Source organism: Tautonia marina (assembly GCF_009177065.1).
In the GTDB taxonomy this organism is placed as follows: domain Bacteria; phylum Planctomycetota; class Planctomycetia; order Isosphaerales; family Isosphaeraceae; genus Tautonia; species Tautonia marina.
In genome coordinates this window covers 440,987-464,054 of the sequence record NZ_WEZF01000002.1, presented here as the reverse complement: position 1 = coordinate 464,054, position 23,068 = coordinate 440,987, and the positions used below count along the sequence as shown (strand labels likewise).

Below are 23,068 nucleotides of genomic sequence, written 5' to 3'. Positions count from 1 at the left end.
GTGGCATGACACGGCCGCTTTTCCAGCGGCCAACGGTCGCCTTGTGTCGGAGAATCAAGGGGTGTTCGTCGCGAGGATGCCACGCCTGGACCAGCCTCACGGTCAAGGCTCGTCTACCGGCCCGAGGATACTGAGATCCAGGGGTTCGTCCGGCGCAAGGACGACCGTTCGTCCGACCCTCGGCCACTGGGTTCGAATCGTGTCGAGATAGATCCGCTGAACGGTCATCGGGCGGGCTCGGTTCACTTCGGTCGCCAGCGATCGGAACCTGTCGGCCCGCGACCGCGCGAGAATCACCGAGCGCTCCGCCGCGGCATGGGCGCGGTCGAGAATCGCCCCGACTTCCGACGCCGAGGCGGCCAGCAGACGATCGGCCAGCCCCTGCGCCTCGCGGAGCCTCGTATCGACTTCACTCCGGGCCGCCTGGGTGGCGGCGAAGTCGGGTCGGACTTCCTCGGGAGGACGAACCTCGGTCAGATTCACCCCCAGGATCGCCAGCCCAAGCCCGAGCCGTTCCGAGTCGTCTTGCAAGGTTTCCGCCACCTCGACGGCCACGGCCAGCCGATCGCCTCCCATCGCATCGTCAATCCCCCGACGGGCCAGCGCCCGACTCAACGACGCCTCTCCGAGCGCGGCCAGCACCTCCTCACGCCGATCGACCCCCACCACGAACGCCACCGGATCGGCCACTCGGTACTGGACGACCACTTCCGCTTGCAGCACGTTCTGATCGCCCGAGAGAAACTCACCGGCGCCGGGGGCTTCGGCGGCTCCGGGAATGCCGGCCAGCCCAAGCCTCAGACGTCGCACTTCGTCCGTCCGAACGCGGTCGATCCGGTCGATCCCGAGGGGGGCGACCCAGTGCAACCCTGCTCCCATCGGCCGATCAATCACCCGACCGAAGCGCCGGACGACGACCGATTCGCCCGGCTCGACCGCCACCAGGCCCGTTGCCAGAACGATCAGGACGACCAGGCTCGTCAGGCCCATCGTTGTTGCGATCCGTGTTCGACGGCTCATTCCTCGTCCTCCCCGGACGGGTTCGGATCGGTCGCAGCAACCGGAGCACCCGAAGCCGGTGTCGGTTGGGCCAGAGGAGTCGGCGTGGAAGCTGTTGCCGGAGCTTGCAGGACCTCCGATCCCGGCCCCTGGTTCAAGAGCCTCAGCAACGGGCTATCGGCCGACAGGACGACCGTCGCCCGGCCGTCGAGCAACGAGCGATACGTTTCCAGCGTCCGCAGGAACTCGGCGAAGCCCGGGTCGGTCGCGTGGGCCTCGTTCAGGATGCGGGTGGCCTCGGCCTCTCCCGAGCTTCGGATGCGGTCGGCCTCGGCCTCGGCCTCGGCGAGAATCGCCTCCCGTTGCCGCTCGGCCTGGCTGGTAATCGTGCGGGCCTTCGTTTCCCCGTCGGCGCGGACCTGCGCGGCCACCTGTCGGCGTTCGCTCCGGATCAGATCGAACACCGCCGGCCGGACCTCCAGCGGGTGATTGAACCGGCGAAGCCTCACGTCCACCACCGCGACCCCCAACTCCTCGCTTGCCGCTTCGGCCACGGCCGATTGCACCTCCCCGGTCACGGCGTCGAGCGCCCAGACCGTCGAATCGGTCGAGGCGAGCGTCTCCAGTTCTCTCCGGCCGATCGCATCGCTCAACGCCGAGGCAATCCGCTCCTCCAGCCTCGCCTCGGCTGCCTCGCTCGATCCGGCGGCGCGGAGGAAGGTGATCGGATCGGCCACCTTCCAGGCAACGAACCCGGCGATCTCCAGATTCTTCTTGTCCCCGGTGATCACTTCCCTCGTGCTCGTGTCGAACGACTTCAGGCGGCGGTCGATCGACCAGACCCCTTGCCACGGCCATTTGGCGTGCAGGCCCGCCTCTCCCGGATCATCGCCGTACAGCACGACCGGACGGCCGAAGCTGGTTACGAGCACATATTGCGATTCATCCGCCACCACGATCGACCGCGCCGCGACCAGAAGCACGGCCACGACGAATATCAGCAGGGCGGCGATAACCGAGGATCGACGCATCGGAGACCTTTCATGATCAATCAAACGATTTCAGGAAGGCATGTGTGAGGGTTTCGTGGTCCATCCCGTGGTCACTCACGGCGATGGCTCCGGCTCGGCGGTTGGCGTGCGCGGGAGATCGTCCTGCAATCGCTCGGGATCGCCGAGCCATCCGGAGATTGCCGGTTCCCCCAAGATCAAATGGCGGCGGCGATCGGCCCGAGACGGGTCAAGGATCAGCTTCGGCCGATCGGCCACGGCGGCCTCGACCGCGTCGGCATAGAGCCGGTGGTCGGTTAGCTTCGGTGCCGACGTGCGGGCCGATTGCAGGGCCAAAAACGACGCGGCCGACGACGAGGCAACCGCCACCGACGATCGACGATCCGCCTCGGCCTGGGCCAGCGTCTCGGCGGCCAGTCCCCGAGCATCGGCCAATCGCTCGGCACGCTGGGCGAGCGCGGCGTTCACCTGGGCCTCGGCATCGCGATTGGCACGCGAGACATCCCGATATGCATCCACCACCGCCAATGGCGGATGAGCATCCCGGAACGTCACCCCCACGACCTCCAGCCCGAGCCCCGCCTCGGCGACCCGTCGGCGGAGTTCCTCGGTCGAGGCCCGCTCGGCGTCTCCCCGGCGGTCCGTCATCAAGGCATCCAGCGGTCGTCGGCCGATGACCGACCGAACGCTCGCCTCGGCCAGCGACTGCAACGCCTCCTCCGCGCGATCCACTCCAAAGGCTGCGATCCTCCAGTGATCTCGGGACGCGCCGAGCCGGTACTCGACCGTGGCCGTCAGCTCGATCAGCCGACCATCTCCGGTCAGAACCAGCGCTTCCTCCGTCGCCCTCGCGTCGGCACGATCGTGCCCACTCTCCCAGCGGAAGCCGTCCGTGGTGCGCTCAACCTCGATCGTCCGGAATCCGATCGACACCCCTCGCACGCGATCCGGCTCCAGACGCACGATTCGCTCGATCGGCCTCGGCCATCGCAGGTGCAAGCCCGGATCGATCGTGCCCTCGAACCGACCGAACCGGCTCACCAGTCCGACCTCCTCGGGGCCGATCGTCGTCAGCCCCGACCCTGCATACGCCACCGCGCCGAGTATCGCCAGTCCGATCAGCGCGCCTCGCCAGTGGCTCATCGCCCGATCGACCACCCGGCCCAGGTCGAGCCGATCGTCCCAGGCGTCGATCGCCCGGCCGAAGGCTCGGATCTGCCGGAACGGAGGCATCTCGTGCCAGTCGCCGAAGCCGAGCAACCGCATCGCGTTCAGCAGGACCAAGAGCGACCCGATCTGGTGCAGGATCGCCGCTGCCACCGGCCCAAGCACGCCGAGGAAGGCCAGAAACACCGCCCCCGCGTTCAGGCCAAACGCAAACAGGATGATGTTCTGCCGGATGATCCGCACCGTCGCCCGAGACAGCTTCACGAAGTCGGGCAGGACGTTCAGCGGATCATTCATTAACACCACGTCGCCCGCCTCGGCCGCCAGGTCGGCGCCCGGCCCGGCAATGGCGATCCCGACATCGGCCGCCGCCAGCGCGGGAGCGTCGTTGATCCCGTCGCCGATCATCGCCACCCGTCGCCCTTCTCCCTGGCGCTCCCGAATCCAGGCCGCCTTGTCCGCCGGGAGCAGCTCCGATTCGACCGTCTTCAGATGCACCTTCTTCGCCACCACCTCCGCCGCTGGTTTGCGGTCGCCGGTCAACAGCGCGATGAGGGTGAATTTCAAGTGTTTTAAATCGTGAATGACATCGTGGGCCTCGGGCCTCACCGTGTCTCGGGCTCCCAGGAGGCCGACAATCCGCCCTGCTTCCGCCACGAGCAACGGGGTCTGGCCGATCCCGTCGAGCCGGGCGATCCCCTCCTCGACGGTGGCATCCAGTGCCAGCCCTCGCTCGATCATCAGACGGCGATTGCCGACGATCACCGACCGCTCCGCCCCCCCCGGATCGACCACGCGGGCCTCGACTCCCGCGCCTGGCATGGCCACAATGTCGCTCGCCTCGGGCACCGAAAGCCCGCGCCGATCGGCTTCCCGGACGACCGAATCGGCCAGCGGATGCCTTCCCCCTCGCTCGGCCGAGGCCGCCAGCCTGAGCAAGTCGTCGGCCGTTCGATCATCAAACGACTCGACCGTCACCAGTTCCGGCGTGCCGAGCGTGAGTGTCCCCGTCTTGTCGAAGGCAATCGCGTCGCACCGCGCCATTCGTTCCAGGGCCGCCCCCCCCTTGATGACGACCCCATGCCTCGCCAGCCAGGCCATGCTTGCCATCACGGCGGCCGGGGTCGCCAAAATCAGGGCACACGGGCAGGCCACCACCAGCACGGCCACCGCTCGCCGTCCCGTATCCGGCCAGCCCAGCAGCAACCCCGCCACCACGGTAATCGTTGCCGCCGCGAAGACCGCCGGCAGGAAATACGACGCCAGGCGATCCGCCGTCCGGTGGATCGGCGCCTTCCGCCTTTGGGCGTCGGCCACCAGCTTCAACACCTGCCCGAACGTCGATTCGTGCCCGACCCGATCAGCCCGCACCTCGATCTGACCGAACTGGTTGATCGTCCCCGTATACACGTCCTCGCCGGGGCCGCGATCGACCGGGATCGACTCGCCGGTCAACGCCGACTGATCGACCGTGCTTCGACCCGAAACGATCTCCCCATCGACCGGAATTCGCTCACCGGCCGCGACCACGACCACCTCTCCCGCCTTGACCTCGTGCGGCGGAACCTCAACAAGCTGGCCGTCTCGGCGCACCCGAGCCACCCTCGGGGCCTGGTCGAACAGGCGTCGAATCGACTTCATCGCCCGGTTCGCCGTGATCGCCTCCAGCACCTCGCCCACCATGGCGATGAACACGACCTCCGCCGCCACGAACGGCTCGCGCAACGCCAGTGCCGCCAGGGCCGCGACCGCCAGGGCCACATCCGCCCCGACCCTCCCTTTGACCAGCGCTTCCAGCGCCTGATACACGATCCGGGCCGAGCCGACCAGGGCCGCCACCCAGATCAGGCTCACCCCCCAGGGGGCCCGCCAGCTCGTCGGCGCGAAAGACCAGAGCACCAGATCGAGCCCGATCAGCGCCCCAAGCAACGCCGTGAACAGATAGAGCCTCAGGTGCTCGTCGCGGTGATGCTGTTCGTGGTCATCATGCGCGCCGGCTGCCTCAAAGGCATGGGCCCGCAGGTGTTGCATGTCGTCCGGGTGATATTCGCGGTGCACGAGGCCCATCCCCTCTCGCAAGGCTCGATCGACCGGCCCGGGGGCCGCCTTCGTGCTCCAACGTGCCGCGATCCGGCTCCCGGGTCAAGCGACCGGCGCCCGATCGCTGGCCGATTGCGCCTCTTGCGGTTCCCCTTTCCTCGGAGTCGGCGTCACGTCTTCGGAGTCTCCTCATCCCTTTTCTCTCCTCTCTCTTCTCGCTCTTTCACCTCTTTTCTCCCGCTTCTCTGCGCCTCCGCGTCTCTGCGTCATGTCCGATTCCCCTCTGTGCCTCGTTCCGCGTCGCCGAGCCACAGGGAATCAAGACGACCGGCGGCGTCCAGCTGTGCCATTGAGGACCCGCTCGGCGCGCCCCCGCGCTCGCCGTTAGGATGATCCCCTTTCCCCTCCCCGACCTTCCTCGACGAACTGGCATGACCACCCCCGCCGCCCCCCTCCGCGCTGTTGCCTTCGACATGGACGGCCTGATCTTCGATACTGAGGCCCTCTTTTTCCGTGTTGCAGCCGAGATGCTTGCCGACCGCGGCAAGACCTTCACGCACGAGATGATGGCTGCCATGATCGGCCGCCCCGAGTCGGAGGCGGGTCCCGCCCTGATCGCCATGGCCGGGTTGACCGAATCTCCCGAAGCCCTTCTGGCCGAGGCCCGACAGCGGTTCGACGCCCTCGTCGATACGGCAGTTCACCCCATGCCCGGGTTGTTCACCTTGCTTGGTCGGTTGCAAGAGCTTGGCATTCCCCGCGCCGTGGCGACCTCGACCCGACGGGCCTACGCGCTCCGGTTGCTCGGCAATCACCGCCTCATCGAACACTTCGCCTTCGTCCTTGGCGGTGATGAAGTTTCCCGAGGCAAACCCAACCCGGAAATCTACCAGACCGCCGCCGCCCGCCTCGGGGTCGCTCCCTCGTCGATGCTTGTCCTCGAAGACAGTCCTGCCGGCGTTTCCGCCGCCCGAGCCGCCGGCGCCTTCGTCGTCGCCATCCCCCACGACCACAGCCCCGCCTCAGGACTGGCCCACGCTCATGAGCATGCCGATCGCCTCGACGACCCCCGCATCCTGGCCCTCTTTGCGTCCTGATCGAACCGCTCGCGCTGCCTCTCAATCGCACGGTCGCGTGCCGATTGTGCGCGTCCGACCGATTTTGTGACTGAACCTCCCCCATTCCCCGATTCTTTCAGAGAGGGGTGCCCGCCCGAGTTCGCGGGCCGGCCCCGAGCCTTCGAGGCGTCTGTCCTCCCTTTTGGAAGCTTTGATCCCCCCACGCCGCAGATCATCCTGGAGGTCAGACCCCCGCGTTCTGAACCGGACGGCCCGAATCGTGGGGCAATCCAACAATTACCGTGATGCTTGGCTGGATGTTGTTCTCCCTCGAAACGCTCACCGAAATCCCGATTCCTCGAACATCCGAAAAAACGGAACGAAGCTGCTCTGTGGAATACTCCCCGAAACTGGAAATTGCGTGCGTGGAGGTTCCTGGCTTGTCCCCTGTCTTTTCCGAAGTAAACGGCCTCTCGGCAATGCATGCACGCAGAGCAATCCTAGGGGTATTCCACAGAGCAGAACGAAGCCAAACGGAAATGGAAAACCCTTGCTGCAAAACGACTTGGATCGAATTCCGTCGGCGCTCCTCGGCGCACCCTATGGCGCACCCTCGGCGCATCATGCGCCTGATTCCGAGTGCCGATGCGGGTCGAGGCGCCCTCGATCCCCGCAACCGGGTGTGCCGAAACGAAGCCAACGCGATTGGCACTGGTGCCAATGGCAAAACCGGTTACGTCAATTCCCAACCGCGCTCCCGGGCGTGCCGGACAGCGGCTCAGGGGCAGACCGGATCGCGCAGGGGGCTGGGGACTTGCGGGTCGGGCAGAGGATCGTCATAATCACGTGATGCGCGGCCCAGGCGGGCGGCGTTTTTTTCGTTTGATCACAGGTCTGATGCGTCTCGATCTTCACCAGACGGTCGAGCACGAGCGGATCTGGTTTCTTTCGGACCTTGCGAGCTCCCGATCCGGATCGTTCCGGCCCGTCCCGCTTGGCGCGGAATGGGCGGGCCCGGCGACGGAGGGACGGACACCCTTACCCATGGCCGAAGCGGTTACCATCCAGGTCGAGCCGCGCGACCCGGCAAAAAACAAGGGCACCGGCAGCCGAGTCGCTCGGAAGCTGCGAGCCCAGGGTCGCGTACCGGCGATCATTTACGGACACAAAAAAGACCCGGTCCCCATCTCCCTCTCCAAAGACGATGTGGCCCTGATGCTCAAGCGGTCGATCCACCTGGCCCAGCTCGCCTGGGACGGGACGACCGAGCTGGCCGTTGTCCGGGATGTTCAGTGGGACTACCTGGGCAAAGACATCATTCACCTGGATTTTCTCCGGGTCGGCGCCGGCGAGACGGTCGAATCGGAAGTGGCGATCGAGCTGCACGGCGAGCCCGCCGGTCTGGCTCTGGGCGGCCGGCTGGAGCAGATCGTCCGCAGCCTGAAGATCAAGGCGAAGCCCAACGCCATTCCGAAGGCGATCACCCTGGAAGTCGGCGATCTTGGCCTCGGCCAGGCGATCCTCGTTCGCGACCTCAAGCCCTTGCTTCCCGAAGGCGTAACGACCGACGCGGATGAGAGCGTCATGCTGGTCCACGTCGTCGAGAAGAAGGCCGGATCGGGTGGCGGTGCTGCTGCTCAGGAAGGTGAGGGCGAGGCAGAGGCTGGCGGTGAGGCTCCGGCGACGGAGTGACCTTGCCCCCGAGGTGTCGCGGCTCGAATGAGACTCCTCGTTCGGGCCGCTCCCAGGGCAGCAGATCATGAGCGATCGGAAAGTCGTTGTCGGCCTGGGCAATCCCGGCCCCAAGTACGAAGGAACCCGTCATAACGTCGGCTTCGACGTGCTCGACCGGCTGGCCCAGGGAAGCCCCGGGGCCCCTGTTTCCCGGAAGTTCGACGGGTTTCTTGCCGAGGTCGAAATCGATTTCCGAAGGGTCTTGCTCCTGAAGCCCCAGACCTTCATGAACCTCAGCGGCCGGAGTGTCCGGCAGGCTGTCCAGTTTTACAAGCTCGATCCGGCGACCGACCTGCTGGTCATCTGCGACGACATCAGCCTTCCGCTGGGCAAGCTCCGCATCCGTCCGAAAGGCTCCGACGGGGGCCAGAAAGGGTTGCGGGACATTATCGCCCAGCTTGGCACCCAGGAGTTCCCCCGCCTCCGGATCGGTGTCGGTGATCCCGGCCCGATCGATGCCGCCGACTACGTCCTCGGCCGATGGCGAAACACCGAACGCCCCGTGATCGAGGAATCGCTGATCGAAGCCACCCAGGCCGTCGCCGTCTGGGTCACCCAGGGACTCGAAGCCGCCATGAACCGGTTCAACGCGGTCGGTGGCTGACCTGCCAGGGTGATCCGTTCTTCCGATTCTGAATCCATTTTTTTCGCAACACGCTGAAGGGTTTCGAGTACCGTCGCTTCGAAGGGAGGAGCGACGGGCCTTGGCGACTCTGGCAGTCCCTCCTATCAGGCCGTCGCTCGGGCCAGGCCCGTGATCGACCCTGATTGCGGGAACCCCCGACCGAGAATCGCCAGCCGCCAACGCTCCACGAAACCCCCATGTCCTTGAGGAGTCCGCCGTGCCGGTCAATACGTACGAGGGTATGTTCCTACTCGACAGCACCAAGGTCGCCTCCTCCTGGGAGGAGTCGGAACAGCACGTTCACGACCTGCTGAAGAAGCACGAGGCCGAGATTGTCGCCAGCCGCCAGTGGGACGACCGTCGCCTCGCCTACCAGATCGGCCCCCACAAGAAGGGCAGCTATCTGCTGACCTTCTTCCGGGTCGATGGCGAGAAGCTCAAGGAACTCGTCTCCGACCTTCACCTCGATGAGCTGGTGGTCCGGGAACTGATCCTCAAGGTCCATCCGAAGCTGGTCGATCACCTGGTGACCCAGGCCATGTCCTTCACCCCGACCGACGAAAGCGGCCCGCCCGAGGACGACGATCGCCGCGATCGCCGCGACCGAGGTGATCGGGGTGACCGCGGTGAACGCCGGGGCCGCGACCGCGACCGCGACTGATCGGCTCCGGTCCCGTTCGGGGTGGCCCATCCCGATTCGACTTCTTGGCTTGTGTCCGGCGGGTCCATGTGGTACGGTTCTTCCAAGGTGACAACCGTTTAGTGGTGTGAGTCCGAGTCCCGTCCGCAATCCGCCGTGACCCACCGGTCCGGAGCCGGGGAGGTTCGTCTCGATGGCCGACTTTAACAAGGTGTTCCTGATCGGACGCCTGACCCATGACCCCGAGCTGCGATACACCCCCAGTGGGGCTCCGGTCAGTGACCTTCGACTGGCCACCAGCCGCGTTTACAATACCAAAGACGGGGATCGCCGCGAGGAAACCCTGTACATCGACATCACCGTCTGGAACCGTCAGGCCGAGAACTGCTGCCAGTATCTCAAGAAGGGCAGCCAGATCCACGTCGACGGCTTCCTGAAAATGGATTCCTGGGAAGATCGGAACAGCGGCGAGCGACGGACGAAGATCAAGGTCGAGGCCGATCGCGTTCAGTTCCTCGATAGCCGCCGCAGTGACGACTCCGGGGCCTCCTCCTCCCGGCACGATGTCGAGTACGACGAACCTCCGGCCCGAGAACCCCGACGGGCCGCTCCCGAAAGCAGTGAGCCCCGAGGGGCCTCCAACGGCTCCGGCCCCCGACCGTACGCTCCTCCTCCTCGCCGACCGGCCCCCAGCCACGACGAACAAGGCGACGAGGATATCCCGTTCTGACCCGACCCGTACCACGCAACCGCAAGGCGATTGCACGGCCCGACCCGCCGACGGCGCAGGGCTCGCGCCGCCCGACGAGACGAGGACGCGACATCATGGCCAAGACCCCCAGCAAGACCAAGCAGGCCAAGGCCGCCGCCAAGGCGGCCCGAGCCAAGTCCCATACCCAGTCGCAGAGCCAGGCGGCCCAGGCCATCCTTGGCACCACGCGACGACCGGGTTGGGAACGCCGACACAACCACCCGACCCGACCGAAGAACGGCTACATGCACGTCCTCTTGACCAACAAGGTCGCCAAGCTCGGTGAGCCGGGCGATCTGGTCAAGGTTCGACCGGGATACGCGCGCAACTTCCTGTTGCCGCAAGGCCTTGCGACCTTTGCCACGCCGCACAATCTTCGGATCGTCGAGAAGCATCGCTCGCGACTCAAGGCCCTGGAAGAAGCCAAGCGTTCCGACCTCCAGAATCTCGCCGCTCAGCTCTCCCAGCGCTCGATCACCATCGAGGCCAACGCCAACGAGGAAGGTCACCTCTACGGCTCGGTCAATGCCCAGCAGATTGCCGCCGCCCTGGCGACCGATGGCGTGCAGATCGACGCCGAGAGCGTTCGGATCGAAGGGCCGCTCAAGGAGCTTGGCTTCTACAGCATCCCGATCCACCTGGGCATGGAGATCACCGGCGAGGTCAAGCTCTGGGTGGTCCCCACGCACGTCGAGGGAGACGAAGGGGGGGCCTGACCCACTCCTTTGGTTCTTGGGGCGTGATGCACTGGGCATGATCGTGACGGAAAGTGGGCGTCGGTTGACTCGTTCCGGGTCTGGGACGCCCCTTTTCCTTCGTGTTGGTGCCGTGATCCGGCCGATCTCTTTTCATGGTTGTCGGCCGGCCGAACCGCAGCCTCCCTTAGGTTTCGATAGAGCCATGGATTCGGCCCTGCGGCGATCGCCCGCTCTTGGCTTGATCCGCGAGGGGTCGGCCCGGCCATTCGCCGCCCGCGATCGGTCGGAGCTGCTTGCTGATGTCCCCCTACGCCAATGGTCACGGCAACGGTCATCACCCCAGAAATGCCGCCCCGTCGTCGGCACCGCCCGACGACCGTCTGCCCCCTCAGAACCTCGAAGCCGAGCGCGGCGTGCTCGGCTCGATCTTGCTCGACAATGAAGTCCTCCACGATGTCGTGCCGTTGCTCCGGCCCGACGACTTCTACCGCGATGCCCACCAGACGCTCTATACCGTCATCCGAGAGCTGTACGACCTCGGCCGACCCGTCGACACCCTGCTCCTGGCCGAGGAACTCCAGCGCCGCGAGCAATACGATCGCCTCGGCGGCGACGAGCTGATCGGCTCGATCATCAACAGCGTGCCCCACGCCGCGAATGCCTTGCATTACGCGGTCATCGTCCGTGAGAAGTCGGTCCTTCGTCAGCTCATCGGCGGTGCCCACGAGATCCTCAAAGATAGTTACGACAGCATCAAGTCGGCCGACGAGGTCCTCCAGAACGCCGAGCGTCAGGTCTTCCGGATTGCCGAGGAGCAGGCCACCGGCGAGACGGTCGACCTGCAGGACATCGTCACCGAGGCGATGGACCGGATCGCCCTCCGATCCGAGTCTCGCCACCCGATCACCGGGACCGCCAGCGGCCTGCTCGACCTCGACGACATTACCACCGGGTTCCAGGGGTCGCAGCTCATCATTCTGGCCGCCCGCCCGAGTATGGGGAAAACGGCCATTGCCTTGAATATCTGTGAGAACGTTGCCCTGACCCAGAACAAGGCCGTTCTCTTCGTCTCGCTCGAAATGGGCAAGCTGGAGATCGCCGACCGAATGCTCGGCGCCCGGGCCAAGGTCGACGGCCACAAGCTCCGGACTGGCCAGGGGCTCAACCAGCGCGACATGACCATGCTCGGCCGCGCGTACGATGAACTGCGGGCCGGCGCCCCTGTCCTGATCGACGACACGCCGACCCGCAACATGCTCCAGATCACGGCCAATGCCCGCCGGATCAAGCTTCGCCAGGCCAAGACCAGCCAGGACCTCGGCCTGATCATGGTCGACTACATCCAGCTGATCGAGCCCGACTCGGGCGAAGGGCGCGACAGCCGACAGGAGCAGATTGCCAAGATCAGCCGCCGCCTCAAGACCCTTGCCCGAGAGTTGAACGTGCCCGTCGTCGCCCTCTCTCAGCTCAACCGAGGCGTCGAGAACCGCGAGGACCGCCGCCCCCGCATGGCCGACCTCCGCGAGTCGGGGGCCATCGAGCAGGACGCCGACCTTGTGCTCCTCTTGCACCGGCCCGAGTATTACGACCCCAACGATCAGCCTGGCATCGCCGAGCTGATCGTCGCCAAGAACCGAAACGGCCGCACGGACACCGTGAAGCTCACCTTCCTCAAGAACTTCATGCGGTTCGAAAACCTCGCCGCGGTCGCCGACGGCCCGATCGACGCCGGGACCTTCTGACCCTCGCCTCCGTGTTCGATCCGGCGATGCCCCGGCCTTCGGAACCGGGGTGTCGCCGATCGCGTCACGGTCGGCACATGGCGATCGCCTCATCTTTGCTGATGGGGTCCGTCTGATTCGCTCGGGCGTGCATCTCCCGCACGAACTGGTTGTTCGAGTCGCCCGTGTCTCCGGACCAATCGACCAGGCGGCCGTTCGTGGCGAAGACGCAGACCGGAGGGCCGGAGACGATCGGCCCTCGGGGCCTCCCGACCCAGACGACATAGGACGTCCCGTCGTGCTCGACCGCCGCGAAGCGATAGGTCTCGGGCAATACGGCGATCAGGTCGTCGATCGTCTCCATTCCTTCGGGGGGCATAAACCGCTTCCAGGGTGGGCCGATGATGAGCAGGCCGAGAATCCCGAGCATCACAACAGTGATGCCCCATTCGACCTGCCGCTGACGCTTCGTCGGCTTCGGCCGTACGTCCTTCCTCATCGGTTTTCGTCCACGAGATCCTCCCCGATCCGATCAAAGAACTCGAACGTGTCTGGCAGCGCAACCTGGACGATGACCATGTGCTCAATACCGGGGTATTCCCGATACTCGACTTGTTCCGAACCGATCCGGGTCAGTTCATCACGGAGTTTCTGGGACGAATCGAGCATAAAATCGAGCGCCCCAATACCGATGAAGATAGGGACCTGCGTTAATCCTGGCACCTCGTCGATGCGTCCTCCTCCTCCGAGCGCACTCACTGCCGCGTAGCGATCCGGGTGTCGGACGACCGCTTCAATCGCCTGAGCCGCTCCGCTGGAATGTCCCACGAGGAAGACCCGGGACCGATCGACCGGGTAGACGGACGCCATCGCATCGACCACCTCCGCGATCGGCCCCGAACCGATCGGACCCCGTCGGGGACTGATGAGCAGCCAGCCGCGCTTCCGGCAATGCTCCACGATGGCGCCTCGGCCGTAGCCGTCAAAGAAGAGATTCTCACTCCCGCCCATGCCATGCAGGGCCACGACCAGAGGAGCGGGATTTTCCTCCGTAATCGTCTCGGGAACGAACACGCGGGCCGGAATCAGGCGTCCTTCCGGTGCCACCAGGGTCATGCGGAAGGATCCCGGACGAGCAGGGCCGTGGTGAGGGGCGCCGGTGTCCCACGAGGCGAGCAAGGCTTCCAGGTCGATCATCAATGCCGATGCGTTGATGTCCGTCTCCGAAGCCCCGCCGTTCGCAAGATTGGTGAGGATCTGGAAAGACTGACGAGCCGTCGCGGAGTCGGTCGTGAGCCCTGAATCGGTTTCGATCCAGGTATCGAGGGTGGCCTCGGCTAATTTCAGGCGATCCGCCAGGCGATCCACGACCGAGATCACGGATCGACTCTGAGACACATTTCGACCCGAGACGATCACGTTGAGGGTCAACCGGTGATCCCCCTCGGGGAGATCGGCGGTCGGGATCTCGATCGCCTGCGTTCCCTCATCCAACTTCAATTCGAGCAGCGAGCGGGAGTCCTCCGTTCCGTTGACAGCAATCGAAATGCGGGCGATCGCCTGATCCGGGACTTCGACCTCGACCGGATAGACGGGGCTGATCGTGGCGTCGAGCGTTGTTCCACCTCGCTCGATCAGCCGGGATGCGGGGTGGATTGCCAGGGAATCGGCCCACTGGACCGCGTCTGGAAGGTTCACTTCCCCATTGAGCAGCCGAAAGGCCCGCGTCATCGCTCGGGCCGCCTCGTCGAACTGAAAGCGGAAGAAGTCCTTGACCGAATCGTCGAGCGCCTGCGCGGCTCGTTGCCGGGCGTCGGGTTCGGCCGGCTGTTCCCAACGTTCTTCGAACGCTCGCAGGCGGCGCCCCAGTTCGTAGCGGTCGGCCTGGGCCGCCGCAGAACTCGGATGGACGACGAGACTGACGAAGGCCGCAAACGCAAGCACGACACGCTGGCCGAATCGTCGAGAAACGTGCGCTCGAACACCGAACATGATCCCAGGGCTCCCGGTGGCAATCGTGATTCCACGGTTAGCCGCCGCCGTAGGCACTGTGCTTGCGGCGACGGCTGGAGGTGAACTCTTCCACGGTTCCTCGCGTGATCACTTCGTAAAGAACCGCTTCCTTGTCTCCCCGCTTGCGGAGAATGCGTCCGAGGCGTTGCACATGCTCACGCACGGAACCCGTGCCCGAGAGGATGATCGCCACGTTCGCTTCGGGAACGTTCACCCCTTCGTTCAGAACGCGGCTGGTGGCGACGATCGGGAATCGCCCGTCGTTGAATCGCAGCAGCACTTCCCTGCGTTCCTTGGTCTTGGTCTGGTGGGTGATGACCGGAACCAGAAATCGGCGGGCAATTTGATAGACCGTCGCGTTGTCGTGCGTAAAGATGATGATGCGGTCGCCGTGGTGGTGGTCGAGCAACCGGCCCAGCAGTTGGAGCTTCGCCGGTGCGGCCAGGGCCAGCTCGCGCTGTTCGCGATAGGCTTGATAGGCGATCCGACCTTCGGGCGATCGGAAGGCGAGGCGGAGAAACTGGCCCCAGGCATCGGGCCGGCGGAAGTCGATGCCGTGATCGCGGGTGAAGGTGCGGTAGACCTCGCGGCACGACTCGTAGCGGTACTGTTCTTCCTCGCTCAGGTTGACATATTGCGTTTCGACGCGGTAATCGGCGAGGAACTGGCCGCGAAGCTGGGTGATCTCTTTCCGGTAAATGATCGGGCCGATCAGGCGGTCGAGCTGTTCGTGGGCGTTGTCGGCCCGCTCGGGAGTCGCGGTCAGGCCAAGGCGGAAGGGGGCAATGGCGCAGGTGGAGGCCAGGCCATAGGTGGGGCCGGGCAGGTGGTGGCACTCGTCGAACACAAGAAGACCGAACTTGTTGCCGATTCGGTCCATATTCATGTAGGCCGAATCATAGGTGGTGACGGTCAAGGGCTTGATTTCGTAATAGCCGCCGCCGAGCAGGCCGACCTCAACATCAAAGCAGAGGGTCAGTTCGTCGAACCACTGGTTCATCAGGTCGATCGTCGGCGTGACGACCAGCGTCGGCCGCTGGGCCGCATGGATGGCCAGGTTTGCCATGTGTGTCTTGCCGGTGCCGGTGGGCAAGACGACCACCCCTCGCATCCCGGAGGCGGACCACGCCTCCAGGGCCTCGGTCTGATGCGGAAAGGCTGGCTTGTCGACGCGAATGGTCCAGCGGGTCTTCCCCTGGTAGTCGCGGGCTTGATCCTCGTAGGAGATGCCGTGATCGCGCAGGTGTTGCACGATCTCGCGGTACCAGATGGCCGGGGCGCGGTAGATGCCACGCCGCCTGGGATCGAACTGCAAGCCGGGAAGGCCTCGCGAGTCGTGCTCGGGCAAGCCTTCGACGACGAGCGTGCCTTCCTCGAACGACAGCGACAGCCTGGCCGGATCGCCTTCGGTCGTCGATGAGCCACTCATCACCGCTCGTCTCCTCGGGTTGCCGAACGGGCCAGGACCGTCCCGATTGAGGGTCGGGCGGGAGCGAAGGACCGGGCATTCTCGGGCCTTCGATCTCGGTTTCCCACTGAGGGGAGGGATGTGGGGCCGTCTCGCTGAACATCCATATCCAAGTGTAACCCGACGAGCCCTCGTTTGAGAACAGAGGGCCGCCGGGTTCGTCCGACGACCGGGGATGGCGCGTGATGTTGCGATCAGCCGTGCCCGTAGCCGCGATCGAACGCGTCGATGCTCCGCATGTGGTCGGAGTAGACCGCGCGAAAGGTGTCCTGATCGACGGACCAGCGGGGGTTGTCTTCGGTGTGACGGTGGCAGTGTTCCTCGATCAGGCGGTGGAGGAACTTGAACAGTTGCCGGGGGGTCCGAAGGTGTCCCAGGGCGTCTTTCAGGGCGTCGTCGCCGACCGATTCGTCGATGAATTGCCGGAGCCGGGGGCTGCCGTTGGTCGGTTGACCGTCGGTGGCGCAGGCGCGGAGGCGGTCGGTCGCCAGGTCGTAGAGGGAGGGGCCGGTCCAGCGCAAGGGCTTAATCATGTTCAGCTTGTCGGGCCGGGCGCGGTCGTAGAACTCCTTGTCCATCTTGTCGAGGTAGTAGGCCAGCTCGATCGGGAGCAGGAGCTTCAGGCCGATCCCCGGATGGCGGAGGAACTTGTGATCGAGCAAGGGCCAGACCAACGCCCGCATCTTGCGCGGGTCGCCCTCGATCGCCTGGGGTTCGTCCACGCGGTCGACCAGGACGATGATCCCGCCGTAGCCGAGGTCCTTCAATACGCTCTGGAACTTCCGGAGCAGCTCGAACCGTTCTTCTCCGACTCCGCCTTTGGAGGCGGTGGGCATCGGCTGGCCGGCCAGCTCGGTCGGGCGGAACCAGAGCAGCTCCCAGCGCAGGGCCGAGGGGTCGCGGCTCAGGACGCGCAGGGCTTTGCGAATGTCCCTCGCTCGGAATTCGGCCTGTAGCAAGCGCCATCCCCAGTAGAGCCAGCCGAGGGCGACCAGGCCGACGAGCCAGGGGGTGATCGACCAGCTTCGCAGGGCGTCGAAGGCCACGAGCATCAGGGCGACGATCACCGTGACGCCGATGCCGATTTGCAGGTCGCGGCGGCTCCAGAGGGGGCGGAAGCCGGATCGGCGGCGGAGGCGGTCCCAGCGGCGGTCGATCGGCTCGCCGGTCGAGGAGTCGTAGAGCGCCGCCAGCAAGAGAAGGTCGCGGCGGCGATCGAGCGAGAGCCGCGTCAGGTCCATGCGCTCTTCGGTCAGGCGATCGACGAGTTGCGTGACCCCGAGCGAGAGGATCGCGTCCATGTGGTCATGGAGTTTCCACCGGCTCAGGGCCGAGGCGGTGTCCTTCGCTCGGATGGCGGTGCGGAAGTGGTCGAGGAAGGGGTTGAACTCGTCGTAAGAGATGACGAGGACCCGGGAATCGGGGTGTTCTTTATTGTAGGTTTCCAACTCGGCGATCGCCTGGAGGCGCATGGCGGTCTTGCCGCTGCCTTTCTCGCCAAAGACGAGGGCGGTTGACGGCTCGGCCGGGCTGCCGAAGAACTTGTCCCAGGCGGGGTGATGGATGGTCCAGAGGCAGCCGCTCTTGAAGACCGTGTCGGTCTGGGCGTCCTCCTCGCTGAACGGGTTGCCGCTGATCCCGTAGTGTTTGAGGAACTGGTCCGTCTTCATGCGATCGCCACGTCCTCTCCCTGAGTCGGTTGCCGACCGGAATGCTCCCGACGCCCGGCCCGGCCCCTATGGTGATACCCGAACCCCGGTCTACGACGCAATCGCAGGAGCGCACAACCACCGAGGGATCGGACTCGTTCGCACGCGGTCGACGATTTCCGCAACGCTGCTCCAACGGCGGTCGCCCACCGGTCGGTCCATGCGGTATGATGAGCGAGGACACGCGGAAGGCCGATCGGCAACGGGGTGGTTCTGTTAGCCGTCGGCCTGGATCGTGAATACAGAGCGCGGCGTGCGGGCGTATCTTTCCTGGTTTTTGGCCTTCCTCGTTCTGTTGGCAAGTGGGATTGCCTTCGGACGGCTGTTCTTCCGGTTCGACCAACCTCACACCGCCGACCTGCCCGAGATCCGGGTTGCGGCGGCCAGCGACCTGTACGCGGCAATGCCCGAGCTTGTCGAGGCGTTTGAAGCGGAGCAGGGGGGGCAGGTTCGAGTCGTTCCCGTGCTTGGCTCGTCGGGGCAACTGGCCCGGCAGATTGAACAGGGAGCGCCGTACCATGTCTTCCTCTCGGCCAATCGAGACTACGTGCGGAGGCTGTCCGATTCGGGAGCGATCATGCCCGACTCGGTTCGGCCGTATGCCCGAGGGCCCTTGGTGCTGGCCTTTGCCCAATCGATCGAGATTGCCGCATCGGGACTCGATGCCCTGACCGATCCGGCAATCCGGAGCATCGCGCTGGCCAATCCCGATCATGCGCCGTACGGCATGGCCGGTCGCCAGGCCTTGCAGCATGCCGGCCTCTGGGACGAGCTTCAACCGAAGATCGTGTTCGGTCAGTCGATTCAGAACGCCGCCCAGTTTGTTCGATCGGGACAGGCCGAGGCCGGCTTGATCGCGCGATCGCTGGTTCCCGATCCTTCGCTCCGTTGGGAGCCGGTGCCTGCCGACCTGCACGATCCGATTGACCAGTATCTCGGGATCGTCGCCGATCGTGAGCGGCTCGACTCAGCCCAGGCGTTCTGCGAGTTTCTGGTCAGTGAGCAAGGCCAGGCAATTCTCCGCCGCTTTGGCTTCGAGCCGGCCGGAGGCACGCTCTTGCCCGAAGTCGAGAGCGACTGAACGGCGGTCCGCTTCTGGAAGACACATGGCCGATCGCGCCGAGCACGGTCATGATCGGAGACGAGCGTCAATCGGGCAACCCGGCAGGGTTTGGAGGTCGAGAGGGCGAGCATCGCGGGGAGCGAGGCGTTGGCCGAGGACTTGATCGAGCGGTTTGGCTACATCGGGATCATCTTGCTCCTGGTCCTGGGTGGATTGGGGCTTCCCGTCCCCGAGGAGGTGCCGATCATCGTGGCGGCGATCCTCTCGAAGAAGGGGGCAATGTGGGCTCCGATGGCCTTCGGCTCCTGCGTACTTGGGGTCTTGATCGGTGATTTCATCGTTTATGGGCTCGGCTACGTCTACGGAGAGCGGGTTCTGGGATTCCGACTGACCCGGAAGTTCCTGACGAGAGCCCGAGAGGAGCAGATCAAGGGGTATTTCACCCGGCACGGCTTGAAGATTCTGATCCTCGGCCGGTTCGCGGTCGGCTTTCGGACGGCGGCGTATCTGACGGCCGGAATTTTGCGTCATCCCCCGCTGAAGCTGCTCATTACCGACCTGTTCGCGGTGATGCTGAGTACCCCGTTGATGTTCGCGCTCGGCTGGTTGTTCGCGTTTCAGATCGAGGCCGGAATTCGGGAGGCTCAGCACTACCTGGCCGTGATCCTGGCCTCCGCCCTGGCGATCTGGATCATTGTCCGTTACGTCCGGGCTCGCAAGCGGGGCGGCAAGCCGGTTGGTCCCCCGGTGTTTGAAGGAAGCGAGGTTCCGTTGCCTCCGGGGGATCTGTCGCTGCCGTATCCCAACGCGTTGCCGTCGGGAGACTCGGGACCTCGAAGGGAAGCCCGAGTCGAGGGAATCGTGCTGCCTCCGGGGCATGCTCGGCCTGCCGCTCCTGAACCAACCCCGCCCGTTCGACCGGTCGAGCCTTCGCCTCCGGTCTCCGACACGCTCCGCGATTCTGATGAGTCCCGGGAACGATCGCCCGCTCCCTGATGGACCGTCGAGCCGAAGGGAGGGCCTCCTGGCAGTTGCAATCAGGACAGGGACCGATGACGCCCCTGGGGTGGGGGTTGATCGGTTTCCGGCACGAGCAGGGCGATGGCCAGGTCGAGCTGCGATCGTTCGCCGAACAGGACCACGACATCACCGCCGTTGAGCCGAATCTCAGGGTCAGGGTTGACCAGATCGGTTGACCCTCGGCGAATGGCCAGAATGGTGGCACCGCTGAGCGTTCGCAAGCGAACCTCGGCGATCGACCGACCGACCGCCGGCGATTGGACAGGGATCAAGCACGACTCGACCGCCGCTCCCTCGGCCAGGGAAAAGGGCATGTCCAGGCGCACGGGTCGAGCCGATCGCAGGATCTGATACTGATCGCTCCTGACCCGGTCAATCAGGTCGAGAATCAGGTTGCGAGGCACCTGATACTCGACGAGAACCCGGTCGAACAGCTCGATCGAGGTGACGAAGTTTTCAGGAATGACCTCATCGGCCCCGAGCCGGCGCAACTCGTCGATATCTTCGATGTCGTGCACCCGGGCCACGATGTACAGGTTCGGGTTCAGGAAGCGGGCCATGCGGACGGCCCGTCGGGTCGCGTCCGGATCGGAGATGACGACCACGACCATCTTCGCTCGGTCGATCCCGGCATGTTCGAGGACCGAGGCCCGCGTGCAATCTCCGTAGAAGATCGGCTGCCCCTGACCGCGCAACCGGCGGACGGAGTCGGGGTTCATTTCCAGAATCACGTACGGAATATCGACACCCTGCAAGACCCGAGAGAGGTTCCTCCCGGCCACGCCGAAGCCGGCGATGATGACGTGATCGCCGATCGACTCGGCGGGCAGATCCGGCTCCTCGATCCGGCGTCGTGATTGGCGTTTTTCCGCAAGTCGATGCACGACCGGAATCTGTTCCAGGCCGGTCGAGGCGGTTGGCCCAAAGGCAATCAAGATTGGGGTTAATGCCATGGTCAAGACGGCCGACGCCAGAAACGCCTGGTAGTCGTCGGTTTGCAGCAAGCCGGCTTCCATCCCTCGGTTGGCCAGGACAAACGAGAACTCACCGATCTGAGCCAGGGACAGACCCACCAGTGTCCCGGTGCGCAAGGGATAGCCGACCAGCCAGCTTGGCATGGCCACGGCCACGAATTTCAAGGCGACGATGGCCAGGACCGTCACGGTCACCAGGGGCAGATGACTGGCCAGGAAACCCAGATCCAGCAGCATCCCGACCGACACGAAAAAGAGGCTGCTCAAGGTGTCCCGGAAGGGCAAGACCTCCGCCAGGGTCTGGTGGGCATATTCCGACTCCGAGATCGCCAAGCCTGCCAGGAACGCCCCGAGCGCCAGCGACAGACCGGCCCAGGCCGTAAGGGTCGCCATGCCGATGCAGAACAGGAAGATGAAGATCAGGAAGAGTTCCCGGTTCCGGGTCTGCACCACTCGGAGCAGGATGGGTGGAATCACGAATTGCGAGCCGATCAAGATGCCGAAGACCACCCCGATTCCCAGCCCGAGCTGACCCAGAACCCCTTCCCATCCTTCCTCGCCGGCTTCGGGAGACAGCAACGGCACGGCCAGCATGAAGACCATCACCAGCAAGTCCTGCAAGAGCAAGACCGCCACGGCGATCTTCCCGTGGGGAGTTCCCACCTCACCCCGTTCGATCAGGATTTTCAGAACGACGGCCGTACTCGACATCGCCACGAGCATTCCCGTGAACAGGGCCGGCCCCCAGGCGCCCAGATACCATCGCGTCGCCAGCGTCGGCACCGCCACACAGAGCACCACTTGCGGCACGCCGATCGCCAGCATCTCCCGGCCGAGGGTTTTGAGCCTCGACAGCGAGAATTCCAGGCCGATCGTAAACAGCAGGACGACCACACCCACCTCGGCCAGGAGTTGGACCCGCTCTTGATCTCCGACCAACCCGAGCCCCGACGGCCCTACCACCAGACCCGCCACCAGGAGCCCGACGACGGGTGGGATGTGCATGCGCTGGAACGCGAAGACCACCAGGCCGGCCACGGCATAGACAATCAACAGGTCGTAGAGGAACTCGAAGTGTTCCATCGCGTCTCGTGATGGCTTGGGGTTTGGGGAACCGAATCGCGGCGGGCAATGGCAGAACCATACCAATCTCGGCACTCAGTTCGCCACCGGCCACCACAGGCGATCGCAGACCAGAGCGCACCCGATCCGCTCGGTTCACTTTCCCAACCGGTTGCTCTGGCCAGGGGTTCGAAAAGCGATTAAAGTCCCCACGCCTTACGACCGACAACGCGTTGGGAACCGATGTTCCGACTCGCAACGGTTGGAAGGGCGCCCCCTCGTCGTCATCCAAGAGAACAATCGAGTCCGGTCAGGGATCGACCGATCACACCGAGAAGACGCAGCGGCTTGGTTCCCAGATGGCTGGGTGTCCAGGTCCGTGGTTCTCCTCTCGGTCCGGGCCTGGGAGGGCCGACTCGTGGAATTGCGTGCCGCCGCGATTCAAATGCAATCCGTGCCGGGGGATGTCTCCGGCAACCTGGATCGGGCCGACTCCTCGCTCGCGCGATGTCGGGACGAAGGTGTTGAACTGGCTGTTTTGCCCGAGCTGTTCAATACCGGTTACTGTTCTCGGGGCGATTACCCCCGCATCGCCGAGAACGGGGAAGGCAAGACCCTGGCCGCGCTTCGGGACCGAAGCCGACGCTGGGGCCTCTGGATCGCCGCGGGATATGCCGAACATCACGCCGGGCATCTGTATAATTCCCTGGCCTTCTGCGGTCCCGACGGCTCCATCAGCGTCTACCGGAAGCGCCATCTCGTCTTCTGGGAGTGCACCCGCTTTCGCAAAGGGCGCGAGCCGGTGATCGCGCAAACCCCCTGGGGACGTGTCGGCTTCGCCATCTGCGCGGACATGATTTACCGAAAGGTTTGGAGCGACTATCGGGGCCGGATCGACCTGGCCGTCGTCGGCTCTGCCTGGCCCGATTTCGCCAATCGCCGTTCGGGGCGACCGAACTGGCTTTACGGTCGCCTCGGGCCGCTTGCGGGTGAGATCCCCCGGATCGTTTCGCAGGATCTCGACATTCCCTTCATTTTTGCCAATCAGTGCGGCGAGACGGAAACCAGAGTCCCTTTAATGCCCCGCATCCCCGACCGCTTTGCCGGCCGAAGCGCCCTGTGCGACGGCCGTCGCAGCCTCCCGGTCCGGGCCGGAACCGAGGAAGCTCTGGTGATTGCCTCGTTGCGTGTCGCATCCCCTTCTGATCGAGGAGCGTCGCCGTGCCGTTCTACGTCCCCCTCGGTGCTCGCGGGCTGGTCCTCCACTTCGGGGGCCTGATCACGCGCGGATTCGGTTCCCTGGTATACTGGTTGGC

General features: G+C 65.0%; 18 protein-coding genes. 10 read left to right on the top strand and 8 right to left on the bottom strand.

Annotation, left to right across the window (positions count from 1 at the left end; all coding sequences use genetic code 11):
• Positions 1-102: 102 nt before the first annotated feature.
• The 3 genes from hflK to GA615_RS04375 form a co-directional block, all read right to left on the bottom strand.
• Positions 103-1,020: a protease modulator HflK gene (gene hflK, locus GA615_RS04385; RefSeq protein WP_152050033.1), complete on the bottom strand. Its 918-nt coding sequence runs from the start codon at positions 1,018-1,020 to the stop codon at positions 103-105.
• Positions 1,017-2,030, bottom strand: a complete 1,014-nt coding sequence (gene hflC / locus GA615_RS04380) for a protease modulator HflC (protein WP_152050032.1) — start codon at positions 2,028-2,030, stop codon at positions 1,017-1,019. The genes hflK and hflC overlap by 4 nt, the downstream gene beginning before the upstream one ends.
• Positions 2,031-2,105: 75 nt before the next feature.
• Positions 2,106-5,243 carry a cation-translocating P-type ATPase family protein gene (locus GA615_RS04375; protein WP_152050031.1) on the bottom strand — a complete coding sequence of 1,046 codons (3,138 nt, stop codon included), beginning with the start codon at positions 5,241-5,243 and terminating at the stop codon, positions 2,106-2,108.
• 404 nt (positions 5,244-5,647) lie between these two features.
• On the opposite strand from GA615_RS04375, the gene GA615_RS04370 reads away from it, so the two are divergent.
• The 7 genes from GA615_RS04370 to dnaB all read left to right on the top strand — a co-directional run bounded on the left by GA615_RS04370 (position 5,648) and on the right by dnaB (position 12,464).
• Positions 5,648-6,313, top strand: a complete 666-nt coding sequence (locus GA615_RS04370; protein WP_152050030.1) for an HAD family hydrolase — start codon at positions 5,648-5,650, stop codon at positions 6,311-6,313.
• 1,005 nt (positions 6,314-7,318) lie between these two features.
• Positions 7,319-7,966: a 50S ribosomal protein L25 gene (locus tag GA615_RS27350; RefSeq protein WP_161602167.1), complete on the top strand. Its 648-nt coding sequence runs from the start codon at positions 7,319-7,321 to the stop codon at positions 7,964-7,966.
• A 67-nt stretch (positions 7,967-8,033) separates the two neighbouring features.
• Positions 8,034-8,612, top strand: a complete 579-nt coding sequence (pth, locus tag GA615_RS04360) for an aminoacyl-tRNA hydrolase (RefSeq protein WP_152050028.1) — start codon at positions 8,034-8,036, stop codon at positions 8,610-8,612.
• A gap of 238 nt (positions 8,613-8,850) precedes the next feature.
• Complete coding sequence (gene rpsF, locus GA615_RS04355) at positions 8,851-9,294, top strand: 30S ribosomal protein S6 (RefSeq protein ID WP_152050027.1); 444 nt, start codon at positions 8,851-8,853, stop codon at positions 9,292-9,294.
• A gap of 172 nt (positions 9,295-9,466) precedes the next feature.
• On the top strand, positions 9,467-10,003 hold the full coding sequence (locus GA615_RS04350) for a single-stranded DNA-binding protein (RefSeq protein ID WP_152050026.1): 537 nt from the start codon (positions 9,467-9,469) through the stop codon (positions 10,001-10,003).
• 95 nt (positions 10,004-10,098) lie between these two features.
• A complete protein-coding gene (gene rplI / locus GA615_RS04345) occupies positions 10,099-10,740 on the top strand; it encodes a 50S ribosomal protein L9 (RefSeq protein WP_152050025.1) in 642 nt (213 codons plus the stop codon).
• A gap of 281 nt (positions 10,741-11,021) precedes the next feature.
• Positions 11,022-12,464 carry a replicative DNA helicase gene (gene dnaB / locus GA615_RS04340; protein ID WP_152050024.1) on the top strand — a complete coding sequence of 481 codons (1,443 nt, stop codon included), beginning with the start codon at positions 11,022-11,024 and terminating at the stop codon, positions 12,462-12,464.
• A 64-nt stretch (positions 12,465-12,528) separates the two neighbouring features.
• Here the strand turns inward: dnaB and GA615_RS04335 are convergent, their stop codons facing one another.
• The 4 genes from GA615_RS04335 to GA615_RS04320 all read right to left on the bottom strand — a co-directional run bounded on the left by GA615_RS04335 (position 12,529) and on the right by GA615_RS04320 (position 17,594).
• On the bottom strand, positions 12,529-12,942 hold the full coding sequence (locus GA615_RS04335; protein WP_152050023.1) for a hypothetical protein: 414 nt from the start codon (positions 12,940-12,942) through the stop codon (positions 12,529-12,531).
• Complete coding sequence (locus tag GA615_RS04330) at positions 12,939-14,435, bottom strand: hypothetical protein (RefSeq protein ID WP_152050022.1); 1,497 nt, start codon at positions 14,433-14,435, stop codon at positions 12,939-12,941. Before GA615_RS04330 ends, GA615_RS04335 begins: the two co-directional genes overlap by 4 nt.
• 37 nt (positions 14,436-14,472) lie before the next feature.
• Positions 14,473-15,885 (bottom strand): DEAD/DEAH box helicase, encoded by a 1,413-nt coding sequence (locus tag GA615_RS04325; RefSeq protein WP_152050021.1) that lies wholly within the window; start codon positions 15,883-15,885, stop codon positions 14,473-14,475.
• Positions 15,886-16,118: 233 nt separating this feature from the next.
• Positions 16,119-17,594: a hypothetical protein gene (locus GA615_RS04320; protein WP_152050020.1), complete on the bottom strand. Its 1,476-nt coding sequence runs from the start codon at positions 17,592-17,594 to the stop codon at positions 16,119-16,121.
• Positions 17,595-17,868: 274 nt separating this feature from the next.
• Here GA615_RS04320 and modA point away from each other — a divergent pair, with 274 nt between their 5' ends.
• On the top strand, positions 17,869-18,714 hold the full coding sequence (gene modA, locus GA615_RS04315; RefSeq protein ID WP_152050019.1) for a molybdate ABC transporter substrate-binding protein: 846 nt from the start codon (positions 17,869-17,871) through the stop codon (positions 18,712-18,714).
• Positions 18,715-18,843: 129 nt separating this feature from the next.
• Positions 18,844-19,692 carry a DedA family protein gene (locus GA615_RS04310; protein WP_152050018.1) on the top strand — a complete coding sequence of 283 codons (849 nt, stop codon included), beginning with the start codon at positions 18,844-18,846 and terminating at the stop codon, positions 19,690-19,692.
• A gap of 41 nt (positions 19,693-19,733) precedes the next feature.
• Here GA615_RS04310 and GA615_RS04305 read toward each other — a convergent pair whose 3' ends face one another.
• Entirely contained in the window at positions 19,734-21,773 is a 2,040-nt protein-coding gene (locus GA615_RS04305; protein WP_152050017.1) for a cation:proton antiporter domain-containing protein, read from the bottom strand.
• Between the two features lie 397 nt (positions 21,774-22,170).
• Between GA615_RS04305 and GA615_RS04300 the strand changes: the two genes are divergently transcribed.
• Positions 22,171-23,031, top strand: a complete 861-nt coding sequence (locus tag GA615_RS04300) for a carbon-nitrogen hydrolase family protein (protein WP_152050016.1) — start codon at positions 22,171-22,173, stop codon at positions 23,029-23,031.
• Positions 23,032-23,068: the final 37 nt, after the last annotated feature.